This window comes from Modestobacter sp. URMC 112 (genome assembly GCF_053502575.1).
In genome coordinates this window covers 3,975,731-3,994,573 of the sequence record NZ_CP199957.1, presented here as the reverse complement: position 1 = coordinate 3,994,573, position 18,843 = coordinate 3,975,731, and the positions used below count along the sequence as shown (strand labels likewise).

At 77.0% G+C, this 18,843-nt stretch carries 18 protein-coding genes; 11 read left to right on the top strand and 7 right to left on the bottom strand.

Annotated elements, in window-relative coordinates:
• The first annotated feature begins 8 nt into the window (after nucleotides 1-8).
• The 4 genes from dapE to ACWIX6_RS18980 are packed head-to-tail and all read left to right on the top strand — an operon-like array spanning nucleotide 9 to nucleotide 2,807.
• Complete coding sequence (gene dapE / locus ACWIX6_RS18995) at nucleotides 9-1,142, top strand: succinyl-diaminopimelate desuccinylase (protein ID WP_448613995.1); 1,134 nt, start codon at nucleotides 9-11, stop codon at nucleotides 1,140-1,142.
• Complete coding sequence (locus ACWIX6_RS18990) at nucleotides 1,139-1,966, top strand: LOG family protein (protein WP_448613994.1); 828 nt, start codon at nucleotides 1,139-1,141, stop codon at nucleotides 1,964-1,966. The genes dapE and ACWIX6_RS18990 overlap by 4 nt, the downstream gene beginning before the upstream one ends.
• A 6-nt stretch (nucleotides 1,967-1,972) precedes the next feature.
• The gene (locus tag ACWIX6_RS18985) at nucleotides 1,973-2,344 is read left to right on the top strand and encodes a DivIVA domain-containing protein (protein ID WP_448613993.1); all 372 of its coding nucleotides are present in this window, start codon (nucleotides 1,973-1,975) and stop codon (nucleotides 2,342-2,344) included.
• Complete coding sequence (locus ACWIX6_RS18980) at nucleotides 2,337-2,807, top strand: SRPBCC family protein (RefSeq protein ID WP_448613992.1); 471 nt, start codon at nucleotides 2,337-2,339, stop codon at nucleotides 2,805-2,807. Before ACWIX6_RS18985 ends, ACWIX6_RS18980 begins: the two co-directional genes overlap by 8 nt.
• 67 nt (nucleotides 2,808-2,874) lie before the next feature.
• Here ACWIX6_RS18980 and ACWIX6_RS18975 read toward each other — a convergent pair whose 3' ends face one another.
• The 5 genes from ACWIX6_RS18975 to ACWIX6_RS18955 all read right to left on the bottom strand — a co-directional run bounded on the left by ACWIX6_RS18975 (nucleotide 2,875) and on the right by ACWIX6_RS18955 (nucleotide 6,462).
• Nucleotides 2,875-3,363, bottom strand: coding sequence for a hypothetical protein (locus ACWIX6_RS18975; RefSeq protein ID WP_448613991.1), 489 nt, complete (start codon nucleotides 3,361-3,363; stop codon nucleotides 2,875-2,877).
• Nucleotides 3,360-4,610 (bottom strand): molybdopterin-dependent oxidoreductase, encoded by a 1,251-nt coding sequence (locus ACWIX6_RS18970; protein WP_448613990.1) that lies wholly within the window; start codon nucleotides 4,608-4,610, stop codon nucleotides 3,360-3,362. The genes ACWIX6_RS18975 and ACWIX6_RS18970 overlap by 4 nt, the downstream gene beginning before the upstream one ends.
• Complete coding sequence (locus ACWIX6_RS18965) at nucleotides 4,607-5,275, bottom strand: TIGR04282 family arsenosugar biosynthesis glycosyltransferase (RefSeq protein WP_448613989.1); 669 nt, start codon at nucleotides 5,273-5,275, stop codon at nucleotides 4,607-4,609. The genes ACWIX6_RS18970 and ACWIX6_RS18965 overlap by 4 nt, the downstream gene beginning before the upstream one ends.
• Nucleotides 5,272-5,925, bottom strand: a complete 654-nt coding sequence (locus ACWIX6_RS18960) for a glycosyltransferase family 2 protein (protein WP_448613988.1) — start codon at nucleotides 5,923-5,925, stop codon at nucleotides 5,272-5,274. The genes ACWIX6_RS18965 and ACWIX6_RS18960 overlap by 4 nt, the downstream gene beginning before the upstream one ends.
• 87 nt (nucleotides 5,926-6,012) lie before the next feature.
• Nucleotides 6,013-6,462, bottom strand: a complete 450-nt coding sequence (locus tag ACWIX6_RS18955; protein ID WP_448613987.1) for a hypothetical protein — start codon at nucleotides 6,460-6,462, stop codon at nucleotides 6,013-6,015.
• Nucleotides 6,463-6,606: 144 nt separating this feature from the next.
• On the opposite strand from ACWIX6_RS18955, the gene ACWIX6_RS18950 reads away from it, so the two are divergent.
• The 3 genes from ACWIX6_RS18950 to ACWIX6_RS18940 all read left to right on the top strand — a co-directional run bounded on the left by ACWIX6_RS18950 (nucleotide 6,607) and on the right by ACWIX6_RS18940 (nucleotide 12,155).
• Entirely contained in the window at nucleotides 6,607-7,962 is a 1,356-nt protein-coding gene (locus ACWIX6_RS18950; RefSeq protein ID WP_448613986.1) for a hypothetical protein, read from the top strand.
• A gap of 119 nt (nucleotides 7,963-8,081) precedes the next feature.
• Nucleotides 8,082-8,987 carry a DMT family transporter gene (locus ACWIX6_RS18945; RefSeq protein WP_448613985.1) on the top strand — a complete coding sequence of 302 codons (906 nt, stop codon included), beginning with the start codon at nucleotides 8,082-8,084 and terminating at the stop codon, nucleotides 8,985-8,987.
• 105 nt (nucleotides 8,988-9,092) lie between these two features.
• A complete protein-coding gene (locus ACWIX6_RS18940) occupies nucleotides 9,093-12,155 on the top strand; it encodes a fibronectin type III domain-containing protein (RefSeq protein WP_448613984.1) in 3,063 nt (1,020 codons plus the stop codon).
• A 6-nt stretch (nucleotides 12,156-12,161) separates the two neighbouring features.
• Here ACWIX6_RS18940 and ACWIX6_RS18935 read toward each other — a convergent pair whose 3' ends face one another.
• Nucleotides 12,162-13,670 (bottom strand): glycosyltransferase family 39 protein, encoded by a 1,509-nt coding sequence (locus tag ACWIX6_RS18935; RefSeq protein WP_448613983.1) that lies wholly within the window; start codon nucleotides 13,668-13,670, stop codon nucleotides 12,162-12,164.
• A gap of 78 nt (nucleotides 13,671-13,748) precedes the next feature.
• Nucleotides 13,749-14,816: an NAD-dependent epimerase/dehydratase family protein gene (locus ACWIX6_RS18930; RefSeq protein WP_448613982.1), complete on the bottom strand. Its 1,068-nt coding sequence runs from the start codon at nucleotides 14,814-14,816 to the stop codon at nucleotides 13,749-13,751.
• Between the two features lie 25 nt (nucleotides 14,817-14,841).
• On the opposite strand from ACWIX6_RS18930, the gene ACWIX6_RS18925 reads away from it, so the two are divergent.
• The 4 genes from ACWIX6_RS18925 to ACWIX6_RS18910 all read left to right on the top strand — a co-directional run bounded on the left by ACWIX6_RS18925 (nucleotide 14,842) and on the right by ACWIX6_RS18910 (nucleotide 18,839).
• The gene (locus ACWIX6_RS18925; RefSeq protein WP_448613981.1) at nucleotides 14,842-15,396 is read left to right on the top strand and encodes a DNA-3-methyladenine glycosylase I; all 555 of its coding nucleotides are present in this window, start codon (nucleotides 14,842-14,844) and stop codon (nucleotides 15,394-15,396) included.
• Between the two features lie 148 nt (nucleotides 15,397-15,544).
• Entirely contained in the window at nucleotides 15,545-15,712 is a 168-nt protein-coding gene (locus tag ACWIX6_RS18920; RefSeq protein WP_081807929.1) for a DUF3117 domain-containing protein, read from the top strand.
• Between the two features lie 89 nt (nucleotides 15,713-15,801).
• Nucleotides 15,802-17,382, top strand: a complete 1,581-nt coding sequence (locus ACWIX6_RS18915) for a leucyl aminopeptidase family protein (protein WP_448613980.1) — start codon at nucleotides 15,802-15,804, stop codon at nucleotides 17,380-17,382.
• Nucleotides 17,379-18,839, top strand: coding sequence for a hypothetical protein (locus tag ACWIX6_RS18910; RefSeq protein ID WP_448613979.1), 1,461 nt, complete (start codon nucleotides 17,379-17,381; stop codon nucleotides 18,837-18,839). Before ACWIX6_RS18915 ends, ACWIX6_RS18910 begins: the two co-directional genes overlap by 4 nt.
• Nucleotides 18,840-18,843 lie beyond the last annotated feature (4 nt).

Here is an 18,843-nt window from a genome sequence, read left to right as displayed (position 1 = left end):
CGGGAGTCGTGAGCGCCCCGGCCGGTCCACCTCCTGTCCTCGACCTGTCCGCCGACGTGCTCGCGCTGACCCGTGCTCTGGTCGACGTGCCGTCGGTGTCGGGCACCGAGCGGGTGCTCGCCGACGCGGTCGAGGCGGCGCTGCGGGCGCTGGGCGGGCTGGAGGTCGTCCGGGTCGGCGACACGGTGCTGGCCCGCACGAACCTGGACCTGCCCGCGCGGGTGGTGCTCGCCGGGCACCTGGACACCGTCCCGCTGGCCGGCAACGTGCCCAGCCGGGTCGACGAGGCCGCCGGGCTGCTCTACGGCTGCGGCACCAGCGACATGAAGGCCGGGGACGCGGTGATGCTGCGGCTGGCCGGGCGCTTCGGCGTCCCCGGGGCGCGGCCGGCCTCCGACCTCACCTTCGTCTTCTACGACAACGAGGAGGTCGAGGCCTCCCGCAACGGCCTGGGCCGGGTCGCCCGGGAGCTGCGGGGCTGGCTGTACGGGGACCTGGCGATCCTGCTGGAGCCGACCGACGGCGTGGTCGAGGGCGGCTGCCAGGGGACGCTGCGGGTGGTGCTCGACGTCCCGGGCCGGCGGGCGCACAGCGCGCGCTCCTGGCTCGGGGTCAACGCCGTGCACGGCGCCGCCGGGATCCTGGCCACCCTGGCCGGCTACGCCGCCCGGGAGGTGGAGATCGACGGGCTGACCTACCGGGAGGGCCTCAACGCGGTGCGGATCGAGGGCGGGGTGGCCGGCAACGTCGTCCCCGACTCGTGCCGGGTCACGGTGAACTTCCGGTACGCACCGGACCGGGACGAGGACCAGGCCCTCGCGCACGTGCGGGAGGTGTTCGCCGACGCGCTCGCGTCCGGGGTGACGTGCGAGGTCACCGACTCCTCCGGCGGCGCGCTGCCCGGGCTGTCCGAGCCGGCGGCGGCCGCCTTCGTGGCCGCGGTCGGGCAACCGGCCCGGGCCAAGCTGGGCTGGACCGACGTCGCCCGGTTCGCCGCCTTCGGCATCCCGGCGCTGAACTACGGGCCGGGCGACCCGCAGCTGGCCCACACCGTCGACGAGCACGTGCGCATCGACCGGCTGCAGCCGGCCGAGGACGCCCTCGTCGCCTACCTGTCCGACACCGGGGGGAACCGACCATGACCGACCCAGACCACGACCGGCGGCGCACGACGCGGCACCGCGGCCCGATCACCGTGCGCGGCGGCGAGCGCGACCCGCAGACCGCGGGGACGACGACCGACCAGCGGCTGCTGGACCGCCGGACCGGCAGCGACTGGGTGCACACCGACCCCTGGCGGGTGCTGCGCATCCAGGCCGAGTTCGTCGAGGGCTTCGGCCTGCTGGCCGAGCTGCCGCGGGCGGTCAGCGTCTTCGGCAGCGCCCGCACCCCGGCCGACTCGGAGTACTACGCGGCCGCCGAGCAGGTCGGCGCCGCCCTCGCCCGGGCCGGGTACGCGGTGATCACCGGCGGCGGGCCGGGCGCGATGGAGGCGGCGAACAAGGGCGCCTGCGACGCCGGGGGCATGTCGGTCGGACTGGGCATCGAGTTGCCGTTCGAGCAGGAGCTCAACGAGTGGGTCGACGTCGGCGTGCTGTTCCGCTACTTCTTCGTGCGCAAGACGATGTTCGTGAAGTACGCGCAGGCCTTCGTCATCCTGCCCGGCGGCTTCGGCACCCTCGACGAGCTGTTCGAGGCGCTGACCCTGGTGCAGACCCGCAAGGTCACCCGCTTCCCGGTGATCCTGTTCGGCAGCAGCTACTGGTCGGGGCTGGTCGACTGGATCCGGGAGACGATGGTGACCGCCGGGACGGTGTCCCCAGGGGACCTCGACCTGCTGCACGTCACCGACGACGTCGACGAGGTGATCGAACTGATCCAGGCCGCGGACGCCGCCCGGGCCAGCAACCCCGACGGCCCGCCCCCGGGGACCCCGGTACCCCGTCCGGCTCCCGTCGACGACTGACCGCACGTGTCCGGCGTCGTCTTCGTCCTCAGCCTGCTCGTGGTCGGCGGGCTGCTGTTCCTCGGCGCCTCGGTGCTGCTGGGCCGCGGGGAGACGCAGCCGCCGGCCGAGCTGGACCGCTCGCCGGTCGAGCTGCCCGACGACCGCCCGGTGGTCGGCGACGACCTGCGCGCGCTGCGCATCTCGCCGACCTTCCGGGGCTACCGGATGGCCGAGGTGGACTGGCTGCTCGACCAGCTGGCCCGCACGCTCGACGAGCGCGACGCCACGATCGCCGCGCTGCGGGCCGGTGCCCCGGCCGGCGTGCGGGACGACGACACCGATCCGGAGGGCATCCCCGTGTCCGCCGGCGACGACGAGGAGCGCACCGGTGCCTGAGCTGGTCGAGACCGTGGACGTGGCCGCACCCGCCGAGCAGGTCTGGGCGGCGCTGGTCGACTGGGACCGGCAGGGCGAGTGGATGCTGCTGACCGACGTGCACAGCGAGGACGGCGAGGTCCCGGGCGCGCAGGGCGTCGGCGGCCGGCTCGCGGCGCGCACCGGCGTCCCGCTGCCCGGAGGACGGCGGCTCGGCGTGCTGGACCGGATGCTCATCACCGGCTGGGACGCCCCCCGGCGGGTCGACGTCCGGCACCTCGGGCGGGTGGTCCGCGGCACCGGCACGTTCGAGGTCCGCCCGCGCGGGGCCTCGGCGTCCACGTTCGTCTGGACCGAGTCGCTGGACCTGCCGCTGGGCCGGCTCGGGCGGCTGGGCTGGCCGCTGGTGCGCCCGGCGATGGTCGCCGGCGTCCGGCTGTCGCTGAAGCGGTTCGCCGCCTACGCCGAGGCGCACCCGGCCTAGCAGGGGCTTTTGGTACCAAAAGCCCCGTGGGGCTTCCTCGGGCTGGAGCACGCGGGCTCTTTCGGGCTCAAGCCCGGGTGCGACGGGCGCGGCGGACGGCGACCGCCGCCCAGGCCCCGGCGGCCAGCCAGACCGCGGCGACGAGCAGCACCAGGTCGCGGCCGTAGGGCCGCGGCAGGAACGACGGGTTGGCCGGGTCGGCGCCGAAGCCGAGCACGAACGGCAGCGCCACCAGGACCAGCACCCCGCTGACCACGGCGCCGACCGCGACCGCGGGACGGGCCGCGTGGGGCAGCAGCCGGGCCGCCAGCCACCCCAGCCCGATCCACAGCGGCGCGACCACCAGGTCGTGCACCAGGACGCCGCCGAGGAACCAGGTCAGCCACGACCCCAGCGGCACCCGGTCGCCGGCGGTGAGCAGACCGTGCGCGCCGTACCCGACGGCGGCCAGCCCGGGCAGCAGGAACAGCCACCGCCACCACGGCCGCGGCACGCCGGCCGGCGGGTCGGTGTCGAGGGTGCCGCCCGTCCGGGCGGCGTCCGGGGACGGGCTCATGCCCCGACCCCGGCCGCTCCGGGGGCCACCCGGGCGACCCACTTCGTCTGCATGACCCCGGGCCGGTTCGGTGCGATCAGCCGCACCGGGTACCCGTGGTCGGGGTGCAGCTCCTCCCCGTCCAGCGCGAGCGCCAGCAGCGTGCGCGGGCTGCGGGCGTGCGGCGGGGAGACGGTGGAGACCCGGTACAGCCCGCCGGTCTGCAGCGACTCGACGGTGACCCGGGTGTCGCGGGGCAGCCCGGCCTCCTCCAGCAGGTCGCCGAGGCGGACCCCGGTCCAGGTGGCGTCGGCGCTCCAGCCCTCCACGCAGGTGATCGGAAGCCGCTCGGTGCGCTGCGGGAAGCGGGCCAGCTCGGCCACGGACAGCTCCAGCCGGTTCGGCCCCTCGACGACCAGCCGGTAGGCCGCCCCGACGTCGGTGGTCCCGGCCCGCTCGGCGGTCTGCCGGACGGGCAGGCCCTGCGGGCCCAGGTCGGGGACCCGGGGGGCCAGCAGGGAGACCGGCGACAGCGGCGACAGGGTCTGGCCGACCGTGGTCAGGGTGACCGTGGCGACGCCCAGGCCGGTCGCCGCCACGAAGGCCCGGCGCGGGACGGCGTTGGTCTCGGCGGCGTCGTCCACCGCGCGCACCTCGGCCGCCTGCGCGGGAGCCAGCCCGGCGACGGCCGCGGAGGAGCCCCGGCGGGCCAGTCCGCGGCGGATCTGCGGGGCCTTGGCGCTCACGTGCACCGCGATCGCCCCGACGGCGATCCAGCCGGTCCAGTGGTGCGCGGTCGGGAAGAAGAACCCCCAGGGGTACCACTCGGAGATGTTCACCAGCCCGGTCACCAGCTGCAGCGTGGCCGCGCCGACCAGCACCAGGATCGACGAGCGGCTGACCACGCGGGCGGGGGACCGCGCCGGCGGCCACTCGAACAGCGCCGGGTAGACCGTCCAGAGCTTGACCAGCAACAGCGGCACCGCGGCGATCCCGGTGGCCACGTGGGTGCCCTGGGTGACCCGGTACAGCCACGACGGGGAGGCCGGCCAGGTGGACCAACCCGGCGGATGCTGGATCCAGGAGCTGACCAGCCCGGTCAGGAAGCAGACGGTGAAGGCGACCCCGAGGACGGCGCCGGTGCGGGCGGCCCGCCGCTCGGAGTGCAGCGGGCTCGGGAACGCGCCGTCGGCGAACGGCCCGCGGCGCAGGGCGTCCGGCGGTGCCGGCAGCCGGGCACCCAGCACCCGGTCCAGCGGCCCGGTCACCGGGTGGGGACCAGCCCGGCGGCGACCTCGTCGACGACCCGCCGGGTCCGGCTGCCGGGCGGGCACAGCGCCGCCACCTCGACGGCGTCGGGGAAGTGGTCGATGTCGGCCAGCGGCGGGAGGTCCAGCACCGCCAGCCCCACGCCCTCGAGCGCCGCCCGGGTCAGCTCCCCGGTGTCCGGGCGCGACATCGGCACGCCGGGCAGGACCCCGGCGGCGGCCGCGGCGTGCACGCCCAGGGCCCACCAGCCGCCGTCCGGGGCGGTCCCGAGGACCGCCGTGCCGGGACCCGCCGCGACCAGCGCGTCCAGCGCGGCGGCGAGCAGGGCGGGGGAGACCTGCGGGGTGTCCATGCCGATCAGCAGGGTGGGCAGGTCCTCGCCGGGTGCGGCCATGGCATCGGCGAACGCGTGCGCCAACCGGGTGCCCAGGTCGCCGTCCACCTGCGGGACGACGACGCACCCGGTGAGGTCGAGGTCGTCGGGAACGCCGTCCAGGGCGACCACCCGGCGGAGGGCCGGCGTCGCGCGGACGACGTCCAGGGTGTCGCCGACCGCGGCCGACGCGATGGCCGCGGCCTGCTCGGGCGTGCAGGGCGGGGTGAGCCGGGTCTTGCTGCGGCCCGGCACCGGGGCCTTGGTGATCACCAGCAGCTGGGCCCTCACCGGGCGAGCACCGCCCGCATGTCGCGGACGGTGCGGACCGTCCCGAGCACGGTCCCGGTGACCTTCGAGGTCGTGCCCTCCGCGCGGGGGGCGTAGCGCACGTCGACCTCGGTGATCCGCCACCCGGCGTCCGCCGCCCGGGTGACCATCTCCAACGGGTATCCGAAGCGCCGGTCCGTGATGCCCAGCCCGAGCAGTGCCTCCCGGCGGCCGGCGCGCATCGGGCCCAGGTCGTGCAGCGCGATGCCGGTGCGCCGGCGGAGCATCACCCCGAGCGCGGTGTTGGCCACCCGCGCGTGCACCGGCCAGGCGCCGCGCCGGGTGGGGCGCCGGCGGCCGAGGACCAGGTCGGCGTCCCCGGCCAGCACGGCGTCGGCGACCCGCGGCAGCTCGGCGGGGTCCATCGAGGCGTCGGCGTCGCAGAAGCAGACGACGTCGGCGGTGGCCGCCTCCAGGCCGGCGTGCGCCGCGGCACCGAAGCCGCGCTGCGGGACGTGCACCACCGTGGCGCCGAGGTCGGCGGCGATCCGGGCCGAGCCGTCGGTCGAGCCGTTGTCGGCGACGATGGCCCGGTAGCCGGCGGGCAGCCGGCCCAGCACCCAGGGCAGCGCCCCGGCCTCGTCGAGGCAGGGGAACACGACGTCCGCCACGGACCGACGGTACCCAGCGTGACCGCTCATCGTCCGGTGTTCGCGGCCACGGGGCGCCCCGGATGCACGACGGCCCTCCGGCGAGGGTCAGGCCAGGTGCAGCTCGTAGGAGTCGTGGCCGTCGGCTGCCTCGGTCCGTTCGACGGTGAGGACGGCGTCCTCCCGCGGCAGGGTCACGGGCAGCTCGTCCTCCCCACCGCACGGGTCGCCGTCCCCCCGCTGCAGCCGGGTCCAGGTGACCACCTCGTCGGCCGTGCTGAAGACGTAGAGCACCGCCACCTCGCTCGTGTCCGGGCCGGGGAAGTCCGCCCAGTCGAACCCCAGCCGCTCGGTCACCACCTGCTCGTCCTCGTACGGGCACACGAACGTGAGCTGGTCCCAGTCCCCGTCCACCACCGCGGCGAGGTCCAGCACGTCCCCGTTGGCACCGGCCTCCTCGATCGCGCCGACGATCTGCGGGGCCAGGTCCCGGTCGCCCACGACGCACCCGGTGAGCACGCTGCAGCACACCAGGGTCAGCGCGGTCCGCCAGGGCACGGCCGCAGGCTAACGGCGACGGCCGCGCCCGCCCGTGACGTCGCTGTTGCGGTCGTGCGCCTGCTCCTCGGTGCTGCCCGACCGCAGGAGCAGGCAGACGACCGCAGGAGCGGCGGCCAACGAGCCGACCTACGCTCCGGCAGCGTGACCCTCACCGCCCCCGCGCGACCGGGGCAGCGGAGCGGGCGCCGCGCGGCGCCGGTGGTCGCGGTGGCCGTCGCCGCGGTCGCGGTGCTCCTCGTCGGCTGGGCCGGGTACCGGCTGACCCGGGACGGCACGGTGCTGCACCTGCTCGGCGGTCACGTGCTGCGTGGCCGCTTCGGCGTCGTCCTCACCCCGCGCGTGCTGCTGCCCGTCGCGGTGGGCCTGGCCGGCGTGCTGCACGGCCCGGCGCTGGCGGCCCGGCTGCGCTGGGCCCTGCTGCTGCCGGTCAGCGCCGCGGCGGCGGCCGGGTGGGCGGTCGCCCTGGCGTTGTCCTCCGGCTGGCACCGGCTCCCCGAGCCGCTGTCGGTGCGCTTCGAGTACCCGCACGACGTGCCCCGGGTCACCGACCTCGGCAGCTACCTGTCCACCTACGTCGCATCGGTGCCGGCCGACTCGGCCGACCCGTGGACGACGCACGTGGCCGGGCACCCGCCCGGCGCGCTGCTGGCGTTCGTGCTGCTCGACCGGGCGGGGCTGAGTGGGCTGGGCTGGGCGGCGGCGCTGTGCGTCGCCGGGGGAGCGCTCGCCGTGCCCGCCGTCCTGGTCACCGTGCGGGCGGTGGCAGGGGAGGACCCGGCCCGCCGGGCGGCGCCGTTCCTGGTGTTGGCGCCGGTCGCGCTGTGGGTGGCCACCAGCGCCGACGCCCTGTTCGCCGGCGTGGCCGCCTGGGGCGTGGCGGCGCTGGCGACGGCCGCCGCCCGCGCGCCCGGAGCGGGTGCGGACCTCCGCGCGCTGGGCGGCGGCCTGCTCCTCGGCGCAGCGCTCTTCCTGTCCTTCGGGCTCACCGCGCTGGGGCTGGTCGCGCTCGTGGTCGTCGGCGTGCACCGGGCCCGGCTCGGCTGGGGCGGGGTGGCCCGGGTGCTGGCCGTCGGCGCGGCCGGCGTGCTCGCCGTCGTCGCGCTCGCCGCCCTGGGTGGCTACTGGTGGGGAGAGGGGTTCCTGGCCGCCGGGGACCGGGTGCGGTCCGGCCCGTCCTACGCCGACCGGCCGCTGCCGTTCTTCCTGGTCGCCAACCTGGCGGCCGCGGTGCTGGCGGTGGGGCCGGCCGCGATCGCCGGGCTGGCCTGCCTGCGCCGGACCCCGCTGGCGCTGCTGCCGCTGGCCGCCCTCGCCGGCGTGCTGGTCAGCGACCTCACCGGCCTGGTCCGCGGGGAGACCGAGCGGATCTGGCTGCCGTTCTTCCCCTGGGTGCTGGTCGTCACCGCCTTCCTGCCGGCCCGCGGCCGCCGGCGGTGGCTCGCGCTGTCCGCCGTCCTGGCGGTCGCGATCGAGGTGACCGTCCGCACCGAGTGGTGACCCCGGCCGCGCTTCCGGTACCGGGAGCCCGCGCGCTCTCGGTACCGAAAGCCCCCCGGCGGGGGTGTCGGTGCGTTCGGCGATGATGGCCGGGTGACGACGACGTCCGGGGTGCCCGCGTGAGCCGGCGGGGATGGCTGCTGTTCGCCGCCATGTCGGTGATCTGGGGTGTCCCCTACCTGCTGATCAAGGTCGCCGTCGGTGAGCTGTCGCCGGTGGTCGTGGTGTTCCTGCGCTGCCTGGTCGGCGCCGTCCTGCTGGTGCCCTGGACGCTGGCCCGCGGCCAGCTGCGCGGGGCGCTCGAGCACTGGCGCGCGCTGCTGGTGTTCACGGTCCTGGAGATGACCGGCCCGTGGCTGCTGCTGTCGTGGGCCGAGCAGTCGCTGTCCAGCTCGCTCACCGGCCTGCTCGTCGCCGGGGTGCCGTTCGTCGCCGCGCTGGCCGCCCGGCTGGCGGGGGAGGAGGAGCGGCTCTCGCCGGTGCGGATCGGCGGGATGGTGCTGGGCGTCGTCGGCATCGCCCTGCTCCTCGGCCTGGACGTCGCCGGTGCGCAGCTCGGCGCGATCGGCGCGGTCGCGCTGGTCGTCATCGGCTACGCCACCGCCCCGATGGTGGTGAGCCGGTCCCTGCCCGGCGTCTCGGGGGTGACCGCCAGCGCCGTCGCCCTGGTGGTGACCTCGGTGGTCTACGCCCCGTTCGCGGTGCCGCAGCTGGGCCAGGTGGCCGACGCCTCGGCCGGTGCGCTGCTGTCGCTGCTGGTGCTCGGCGTGGTGTGCACGGCGCTGGCGCTGGCGCTGTTCTTCTCGCTCATCCGGGAGGCGGGCCCGCAGCGCGCGCTGGTCATCACCTTCGTCAACCCGGCGGTGGCGGTGCTGCTCGGCGTCCTGCTGCTCGGCGAGCCGTTCACCCTCGGCCTGGCCGTGGGGCTGCCGCTGATCCTGGCCGGCTGCGTGCTGGCCACCCGGCGCAGCCCGGTGCGCACCGAGCGGTCCGAGCTCAGCGACGTGGACGCCGCCGTCCCCTGATCCCGCCCGGGGCGCGGAACGCGACTGGACTCAACCACCGCGCCACGGTGCCGAGAACGCGGGAGGCGCCCTCCCTCCTTCCCGGGTGCCAGGGCGGAGGCACCGGTGGACCACCAGGACGTCCCCGCCGTCCGTCGGCGTCGCGGCTGGGGAGCCCGCACGCTGCTGTCCCTCCTGTTGCTGGCCGGGGTGCTGGTCGGCGCGGTGCCGCCGGCGGACTCCCCGGCGCTCCGCCCGGCCAGCACCACCGACCCGGTCCCCCCGACCAACGTCGCTGCCACCGGGGCCGACCGGGCGCTGGCCGTCTCCTGGACCGCCTCCGCCGAGGCCTTCATCACCGGCTACCGGGTCTTCGTCGACGGGACCCTGGCCGCCAGCCCGACGGGGACCTCCGCGATGCTGGGCGGCCTGGTCAACGGGCACACGTACAACGTCACGGTGCGGACGGTGACGTCCTTCCTCGGGACCACCTACGTCGGGACGACGGCGAGCACCCCGGTGCTCGGCATCCCGCGGGACGCCGTCGCCGCGGCGCCGCCCACCGGGGTGACCGCCGTGCGCGGGGACGGCCAGGTGACCGTCTCCTGGGCGGCGAACACCGCCGACTACGACGCCGACGGCTACCGGGTGCTCCGGGACGGCGTCCCGGTCACCGGCCTGCTGGCCGGGCGCGCGCTGACCAGCCACGTCGACCCCGGCCTCCAGAACGACCGGTCGTACTCCTACACCGTGCAGACCCACGACACCTCCGGCAACTGGTCGGCGTCCTCGGCGCCGCCGGTCGTCGTGACGCCGACCGACCTGACCCCGCCCGCGGCACCCGCGCCGCCGACGGCGACCAGGGGGGACGGCGAGGTGTCGCTGACCTGGCCGGCGAACGCCGAGCCGGACGTGGCCTCCTACCGGGTGCGGCGCAACGGCGTGCACGTCGCGGACGGGCCGGCGACCACGTACGTGGACCGCGGGCTGGTCAACGACACGCCGTACTCCTACACGCTGGTCGCGGTGGACCGGCACGGCAACGTCTCGCCGGCCTCCGCGCCGGTGACCGCCACGCCGACCGACCTGACCCCGCCCGCGGCACCCGCGCCGCCGACGGCGACCAGGGGGGACGGCGAGGTGTCGCTGACCTGGCCGGCGAACGCCGAGCCGGACGTGGCCTCCTACCGGGTGCGGCGCAACGGCGTGCAGGTCGCGGACGGGCCGGCGACCACGTACGTGGACCGCGGGCTGGTCAACGACACGCCGTACTCCTACACGCTGGTCGCGGTGGACCGGCACGGCAACGCCTCCCCCGCCTCCGCGCCGGCGGTGACCGCCACGCCGACCGACCTGACCCCGCCCGCGGCGCCGACCGGTCTGACGGCCACGGCGGGGGACACCCTGAACACCCTCGCGTGGACGGCGAACCCGGAGCCGGACGTTGCCTCCTACCGGGTGCTGCGGGACGGCGTGCAGGTCGGCGAGGTGCCGGGCACCGACCACGTGGACCGCGGGCTGGTCAACGGCACCTCGTACGCGTACACGCTGGTGGCGGTGGACCGGCACGGCAACGCCTCCCCGGCCTCCGCGCCGCCGGCCCGCGCCACGCCGGTGGACGTGACGGCGCCGACGGCGCCCACCGGCGTCCGCGCGACCGCCGGCGACCGGCAGGCGGTCGTCCACTGGGCCGCCGCGCCGGAGCCCGACGTGGTCGCGCACCGGGTGCTGGCCGAGGACGGCACCGTCGTCGCCACCGCTGCCGCGCCGGCCACCTCCGCGCCGGTGACCGGCCTGACCAACGGCACCACCTACCGCTTCACCGTCGTCGCGGTGGACGGGGCCGGCTGGGTGTCCCCGGCCTCGGCCGCCGTGTCCGTCGTCCCCGCCCCGTCCGCGGTGCCCGTCGACGGTGCCGGCCAGTCCGGCGGCCTGGCGGTCAGCCGGGACGGCCGGTACCTGGTCGTCGGCACCCGGGCCCAACGGGAGCCCGCCGACACCAACACCGCCTACGAGCTGTACCTGCTGGACGAGACGGCGGACACCGCCCGGCGGATCGCGCCGCTGCCCGCGTCGGCCACCGGCGCCACCGACCCGACCAACACCGGCGCGCCGGCGGTCAGCGACGACGGCCGCTTCGTCGCGCTGGCGACCACCGCGGCGCTGGTGCCGGCCGACCGGAACGGGATGGCCGACGTCTACCGGCTGGACACCGGGACCGGGGTCTGGTCGCTGGTCAGCGTGCCGGCCGCCACGGGGACGGTCAGCTCCACGGCCGCGGGCACGCTGCTGCAGACCGGCTCCTCGGTGTACGCCACCAGCCCGCCGGTGGCGCTGTCCGCCGACGGCGACCTGGTGTTCTTCTACTCCGCCCGCCCGGACCTGGTCACCGGGGACACCAACGGCGCCGTGGACGTCTTCGCCAAGCGGATGTCCGACGGCATGGTCACCCGGGTGTCGGCGACGGCCACCGGCGGGAACCTGCCCCGCACGGCGACCGGCCCGGCGCTGGCGGTCACCCCGGACGGCCGGTTCGCGCTCTTCCCGGCCACCTCCTCCACCGGCCCGGTGGTGCTGTACCGCAAGACGCTGTCCGGGGCCGGCGCGGGGACCGTCACCGTCGTCTCCTCGGTCGTCGTCTCGGGCCGGACCACCGAGTACGGCGTGTTCCGGGACACCGGCGACATCGCGATCAGCGACGACGGCCGGTACCTCGCCCTGGTCACCGCGGCCAAGCTCGGCACCGCCACGCCCGGTTCCAGCTGGCCCACCGGCCTGGCCTACCGGGTGGACACCGCGACCGGCGACGTGCTGCCGATGGGCACCGGGCAGACGACCGTCTGGGAGCACCAGGTGGCCCTGGACCCGACCGGCCGGTACGGCTTCTTCGCCACCGCCGCCGCCGTGGTGCCCGGCGACGGCAACGGGCACACCGACCACCACCGCCGGGACCTCGACGGCGGGACCGTCGGGCCGGTGGTGCTGGCCACCGCCGACGCCGCCGGCCTGGCCACGACCGGGCCGACCGGGTCGGTCACGACCAGCGAGTACGGCCGGCTCGTCGCGCTGACCGCCGACCGGGTCGTGGTCACCACGTCCCAGGCGCTGGTGCCGACCGACACCAACCGGGTCCGCGACCTCTACACCAAGGACCTGCTCACCGGCGCGGTCGGCTCCCCGGTCGGCTGACCGGCCTCACCCCAGCCGGCGCAGCTCGGGCCAGATCCGGTCCCACGGCACCCGGCGGTCCGAGGCCACCCACACGGTCCGGCCCTGCTCGTCGTTGTCCAGGCCGACGCCGTTGTCGATCCGGGCCGCGGCGTCGACCCGGCCGAACCAACGGCGCAGCTCCGCCTCGGCGACGCCCACGGCGACCACCGTGGTGACGTCGTCGTCCGGCGGCCCCCAGTCCCAGTACGAGTTGTGCCCGCTGTACGCCGGGGCGAGTTCCGGGAGGTACCGGTCGACGGCGCCGGCCTCGCCGTAGTCCCCGGTGAGGACGGCGACCCGCTCGCCGGCCGGCAGCCCGTCGCGCACCTGCTCCACGGTGGCGGCGAACCGCGGCCAGCCGACCGTCTCCCCGGCGTCGTAGTTGACCTCCGGGACCGGCGTGCCGGCCAGCCGGGCAGCCGGCAGCACCGGCAGGAAGAGCACCGCGGCGATGCCCAGGCTGACCACCGGAGCCGCGGCCAGCAGCCGGAGCCGCAGCCGGGACGCCCCCCGGCGCGTCCAGCGCAGCGCCGGCTCCGCGCCGGCGGCCAGCAGCAGCGGGTACAGCCCGGCCAGGTAGTACGGCTTGCCGCCGGTGAGCAGGAAGACGGCGGCGAGCAGCGGGTACGCGACGGCGAAGGCCCGCCAGGTGCGCAGCGCCGGGTCCCGCGCCAGCCGCCACCACCCCGCGACCCAGACCGGGACGAGCACCGGGCTGACCAGCACCAACTGGAAGGGGAGGAACAGGTACCACGGCTCACTGGTGCCCGAGCTGCCCGACGCGATGGCCCGGGACATCTCCAGCTGGGGCAGACCGTTGGCCACCTGCCAGACCGCGTTCGGCGCCGCCAGCGCCGCGGCGAGCAGCGCGGCCAGCCAGGGCCACCGGGACCGCAGCACCCGGCGGGGGCCCACCGCGAGCAGCCCGAGGGCGACCGCGGCGAGCAGGAACACCGGCAGGGTCTTGTTCAGCAGCGCCACCCCGGCGACCGCGCCGACGGCCAGCCAGACCGGTCCGCCGTCCCGCAGCGCCCGCACCAGCAGCCAGCTCAGCGCCGTCCAGCCGAGCAGGTCGAACGTCGAGGTGGACAGCAGGTGGCCGACCGCCAGCAGCACGGCGGCGCCGGCCGTCGAGGCGGCCGCCAGCAGCTGACCGGACCGGCCGCTGCCGAACTCCCGGGCGAGCAGCCCGGCCAGCACCACGACCAGCCCCGCCGCCAGCGCCGACGGCAGCCGGAGGGCGACCAGCGACCCGGGCGCCAGGGTGTCCATCAGCCGGGCGAGCAGCGGCGTCAGCGGCGGCTGGTCGACGTACCCCCAGGCGGGCTCCTGCCCGGCGCGGAGGAAGTACAGCTCGTCCCGGTGGTACCCGTACCGGCCGGCCGTGGCGAGCAGCAGAGCCGCGAGGCCGCCGGCCACCGCGAGCAGCGCCGGCCAGGCGACCGGCGGCCGCGCGGCCGGTGCCCTCCCCGTCCGGAACCCGACCTCCACCACCCCGCGCAACCTAGCGCCTCGAGCCGGGCTCGAGCCGGGCTCGAGCCGGGCTCGAGCCCGGGGGAGTCCCAGGGGCGTTCAGGGGGCCGGCCGCAGCGGGGCGGTGGCGAACTCGGCCATCCCGTCGGCGAAGGACACCTGCGCGGTGAACCCGAGCTCCGCCTCGGCGCGCGCAGGCGAGGCGACCACGTGCCGCACGTCGCCGATCCGGTACTCCCCGGTGACCACCGGCGCCGGCCCGCCGAACGCCGCCGCCAGCGCGGTGGCCATGTCCCCGACGGTGTGCGGCACGCCGGACGCGACGTTGTACGCACGCAGGGCCCCGCCCCCGGCGGACGGCGGCGGCGCCTCCAGCGCGCGCAGGTTGGCCCCGGCGACGTCGGCGACGTGCACGAAGTCCCGCTGCTGGCCGCCGTCCTCGAACACCCGGGGAGCCCGGCCGCCCTCCAGCGCGCTGCGGAAGATCGAGGCCACCCCGGCGTACGGGGTGTCGCGCGGCATGCGCGGGCCGAAGACGTTGTGGTAACGCAGCGCGACCACGTCGCCGTCGGTCGACCGGGCCCAGGCGGCGGCCAGGTGCTCCTGCGCCAGCTTGGTGGCGGCGTAGGTGTTCCGCGGGTCGGCCGGGGTGTCCTCCTCGACCTCGCCCCAGGTCAGCTGGCGGCCGCAGACCGGGCACGGGGGTTCGAACCGGCCGGCGTCCAGGTCCGCCCGGCGGCGCGGGGCGGCCGGGACCACGCCGTGCTCCGGGCACTCGTAGCGGCCCTCGCCGTACACCACCATCGAGCTGGCGAGCACCAGCCGGCCGGTGCCCGCCCGGGCCATGGCGGCCAGCAGCACCGCCGTCCCGAGGTCGTTGATGCCGGCGTACTCGGGCATGTCCTGCACGTCCACGCCCAGGCCGACCATCGCTGCCTGGTGGCAGACCGCGTCCACGCCGGACAGCGCGCGGTCGACGGCGTCCCGGTCGCGAACGTCGCCCACCAGCAGCTCCACCCCGTCCAGTCCCGGGACGCCGCCTGGGTAGCGGGGGTGCACGGCGGGCAGCAGGGCGTCGAGCACCCGCACCTCGTGACCGGCCGCGGCGCAGGCCTCGACGACGTGCGAGCCGATGAAGCCCGCCCCTCCGGTGATCAGCACGCGCACGAGGCCAGACGCTAGCTTCGCAGGCGTGGAACGGTGTGGCTGGGCGACCAGCGCCGAGGAGTACGTCCGCTACCACGACGAGGAGTGGGGCACCCCGCTGCGGGGGGACGACGCGCTGTTCGAGCGGCTGACCCTGGAGGCCTTCCAGTCCGGGCTGTCCTGGATCACCATCCTGCGCAAGCGGCCGGCGTTCCGGGCGGCGTTCGCCGGCTTCGCGATCGACGCGGTCGCGGCCTTCACCGAGGAGGACGTCGAGCGGCTGATGGCCGACGCGGCAATCGTCCGCAACCGGGCCAAGGTCACCGCGGCGGTGCGGAACGCCCGGGCCGCGCAGCAGGTGCCGGAGGGGCTGTCGGCGCTGCTGTGGTCCTTCGCGCCGGCGGTGCCGCCGCCACGCCCGCGGACCCTGGCCGAGGTGCCGGCGACCAGTCCGGAGTCGACGGCCATGGCCCGGGAGCTCAAACGCCGCGGCTTCGCGTTCGTCGGCCCGACCACCGCCTACGCGCTCATGCAGGCCACCGGCATGGTGGACGACCACGTCGCCGGCTGCTTCCGGGCGGGTGCGGCCGAGCGCGGCTGAGGCGGCCGGCCGGGGGGTCAGGTTGGTCCAACTCCGGCGGATACGGGATCATTGCACCGAAGAGCTCTGGAACCACACGGATCTCGGACAGAACGGATGCCACACCGCGGCCAGCCCGGCCCGCGGGTGGCCGGTGAAGGAGGCACGCATGGCGGCCATGAAGCCGCGCACGGGTGAAGGACCGCTCGAGGTCACCAAGGAGGGTCGCGGCCTGGTCATGCGGGTCCCCCTGGAGGGCGGCGGCCGGCTGGTCGTCGAGCTGTCCCCCGACGAGGCGACCGCCCTCTCCGAGGCCCTGAAGGGCGCGACCAGCTGACCAGTGCCGCGAGCCTGCCCCCGGGCAGCCCCGCGCACGACGACACGGCCCCGGCCGCCGGCAACCCGCCGGCGACCGGGGCCGCGCCGTTGCCGCGGGTCGAGGTCTCCTCCGCGCTCCCGGCGCTGGGGGAGGACGACGTCCTCGCCGTGCCGGTCGGTGCCTCCGGTGCCCTCCCGGCCTGGGTGACCGACCCGGCGCCCGGCACCCCGCCGACGGTCGACGCCGACCTCCTCGCCGGCGCGCTCGCCGACACCGGCAACGGCGGCAAGCCCGGCGGGATCACCGACCTGCCGGTCGCCGGGCGCCGTCCGCGCAGCGTCGTGGCCGTCGGGGTCGGCGACGCCACCCTGCCCGACCTGCGCGCCTACGTCGCCGTCGCGGTCCGCCGGGCCCAGACCCTCGCCGAGCACGGCGCCCGCCGGCTGGTCCTCCCCGTTGACACCCCGGCCGCCCCGGCCGGCGCCGACGAGGTGCGGGCCGCGGTCGAGGCCGCGCTGCTGTCCGGCTACCGCTTCCGGGACACCTCCACCCCGCACCCGCCCCGGCTCACCGAGGTGGTCGTCGTCGCCGCGGACGCAGCCGACCCGGGCGTCGCCGCCGCCGCGGAGGCCGGCCGGGTCGCCGCCGCGGCCGTCACCTGGGCACGCGACCTGGTGAACACCCCGAGCGGCACCAAGGACCCCGCCTGGCTCGCGGACCAGGCGGTCGGCCGGCTGTCCGGGCTGGCGCACGTGAGCGTCGAGGTGCTCGACGTCGACGCCCTCCGCGCCGGGGGCTTCGGCGGCGTGCTGGCCGTCGGCGGCGGGTCGGCGTCCCCGCCACGGGTCGTCGTCGCGGCGTACCGGCCGCCGGGGGCGGGGCCGGACTCCCCGGTCCTGGTCGGCAAGGGCATCACCTTCGACACCGGTGGCCTGTCGATCAAGACCACCGCCGGCATGCGCGAGATGAAGACCGACATGGCCGGCGCCGCGGCGGTGCTGGCCGCGGTCGACGCGGCGGCCCGGCTGCGGCTGCCCGGCTCGGCCACCGCGGTGGTCGCGCTGTGCGAGAACGCGGTGTCCGGCTCCAGCTACCGGCCCGCGGACGTCGTCCGGCACGTCGGCGGCCGGACCACAGAGGTGCGCAATACCGACGCCGAGGGCCGGATGGTCCTCGCCGACGCGCTGGCCCACGCCCGGCTGCGGCTCGGCGCCACGGCGCTGGTCGACGTGGCCACCCTGACCGGGGCCATGCGGACGACGCTGGGCGCCCGGACGGCGGGGCTGTACGCCACCACGGACGGCCTGGCCGACGCGCTGCTCACCGCCGCGGCGCACACCGGCGAGCGGTTCTGGCGCCTGCCGCTGACCGACGAGCACGTCGGGCACCTGCGCGAGCTGCTCGACTCACCGGTGGCCGACGCCAACAACGCCCCGGGCGACCCCGGCTCCACCACCGCGGCCCTGTTCCTGCAGCCGTTCACCGGCGGGCTGCCGTGGGCCCACCTGGACGTGGCGGGTCCGGCCCGGGCCGGCAGCGACGACGCCGAGACGGTCAAGGGCGGCACCGGCTTCGCCGCCCGCACGCTGCTGCGCTGGCTGGAGGCCGGAGCGCCGTGTGAGGACCCCGTCCCCCCCATTCCTCGCAAGCCCGGGACGGGGCCGGGTCCGACCGTGGTCGACTCATGAGCGAGCAGGGGGTCGTCTTCCCCGCCGGCCCGGACGGCCGGCGGAGCACCGCCGCGCTGGGTCGCGCGGTGGTCGCCGACGCGCTGCGCCCGGTCGACCCGCCGGGAGCGCGGGCGGCCGAGCAGGAGACCAACTGGCGGGCCGGCTACCTGAGCCACGTCCGCCGCACCGTCGAGGCCGGCCTGGCCTCGCGCGAGGCGGCGCTGTCCGTCGCCGGTGCCGGCCTGCGGTCGCTGCACGACCGGATGCGGGTGGCCGGCCCGGACGGCGACGAGCAGCCCCTCGGCGTGCTGCGCAGCGCCCCGCCGTCCCGCTCGCTGGCCACCGAGGAGGTGCGCGGCACCGCTGCCCCGGAGGAGGGGTTCTCGCTGCCCTACCGGGGGCAGCGGCTGCGCGGCGACGAGCTGTCCCACCGGCTGGACGCCTGGGTCGGTGCCGGGGTGGTCGAGCCGTCCTGCGCGGACGCGGTGCGCACCGTCATGGCGAACCCGGGGTGGCTGTCGCTGCCCGGCACGACCGTGACCGTGCTGGGCGCCGGTGCGGAGATGGGGCCGCTGACCGCGCTGCTGCGCTGGGGGGCCCGGGTGGCGGCGGTGGACCTGCCCCGGCCCGCGCTCTGGCAGCGGGTGCTGGACACCGCCCGGCGCGGGGCCGGGACGCTGCTGGTGCCGGTCGCCGAGGGCGGCGGCGACCTCGCCGCGCGGGCCGGCGCGGACCTGATCGCCGAGGTGCCCGCGGTCGCCGACTGGGCGGGCGGGCTGTCGGGCCGGCCGGTGCTGGGCAACTACGTCTACGCCGACGGCGCGACCAACGTGCGGGTGTCGGTCGCCGTCGACGCGCTCACCCTGCGGCTGGCCGGGCTGCGCCCCGACCTCGCGCTGGCGTTCCTGGCCACCCCCACCGACGTGTTCGCCGTCCCGCGGGAGGCCGTCGAGGCCTCGGTCGGCGGCTACGCCCAGCGGTCCCGGACGGCGAAGCTGCTCGGCCGGCCACTGCGCACGCTCTCGGCCGGCCGGCTGCTGCGCCGGGCCTACCTGCCCGGCAGCGACCCGGGGATCAGCGACAGCCTGGTGCCGCAGCAGGGCCCCAACTACGCCCTGGCCAAGCGACTGCAGCGCTGGCGGGCCTCGGTGGCCAGGGCCGAGGGCGCCACGGTCTCGCTGAACGTCGCCCCGCCCACCCGGACCCGCTCGGTGCTGAAGAACCGGGCGCTGGCCGCGGCCTACGCCGGTGCCCACCGGTTCGGGGTCGAGGTGTTCGAGCCGGCGACGGCCAACGTGCTGATGGCGGCGCTGCTGGTGCACGACCTGCACACCGGCGGCGGGCCGGCGCACGAGCACCCGTGGCAGGACGAGGCGTACGCCGCCGCGCACGGTGGCCTGTGGCGCACGCCGTACGCGCCGCGCAGCGCGCTGGGCCTGGCCGCCGTGCTCGGTCTGGGCGCGGCCCGCGGCTGACGGG

Bases quoted from the DNA above. Each gene is read 5' to 3' on its own strand.
- ACWIX6_RS18975 (WP_448613991.1), bottom strand. From the start codon at position 3,363: ATGAGCCCGTCCCCGGACGCCGCCCGGACGGGCGGCACCCTCGACACC.
- ACWIX6_RS18990 (WP_448613994.1), top strand. From the start codon at position 1,139: ATGACCGACCCAGACCACGACCGGCGGCGCACGACGCGGCACCGCGGC.
- ACWIX6_RS18910 (WP_448613979.1), top strand. From the start codon at position 17,379: ATGAGCGAGCAGGGGGTCGTCTTCCCCGCCGGCCCGGACGGCCGGCGG.
- ACWIX6_RS18920 (WP_081807929.1), top strand. From the start codon at position 15,545: ATGGCGGCCATGAAGCCGCGCACGGGTGAAGGACCGCTCGAGGTCACC.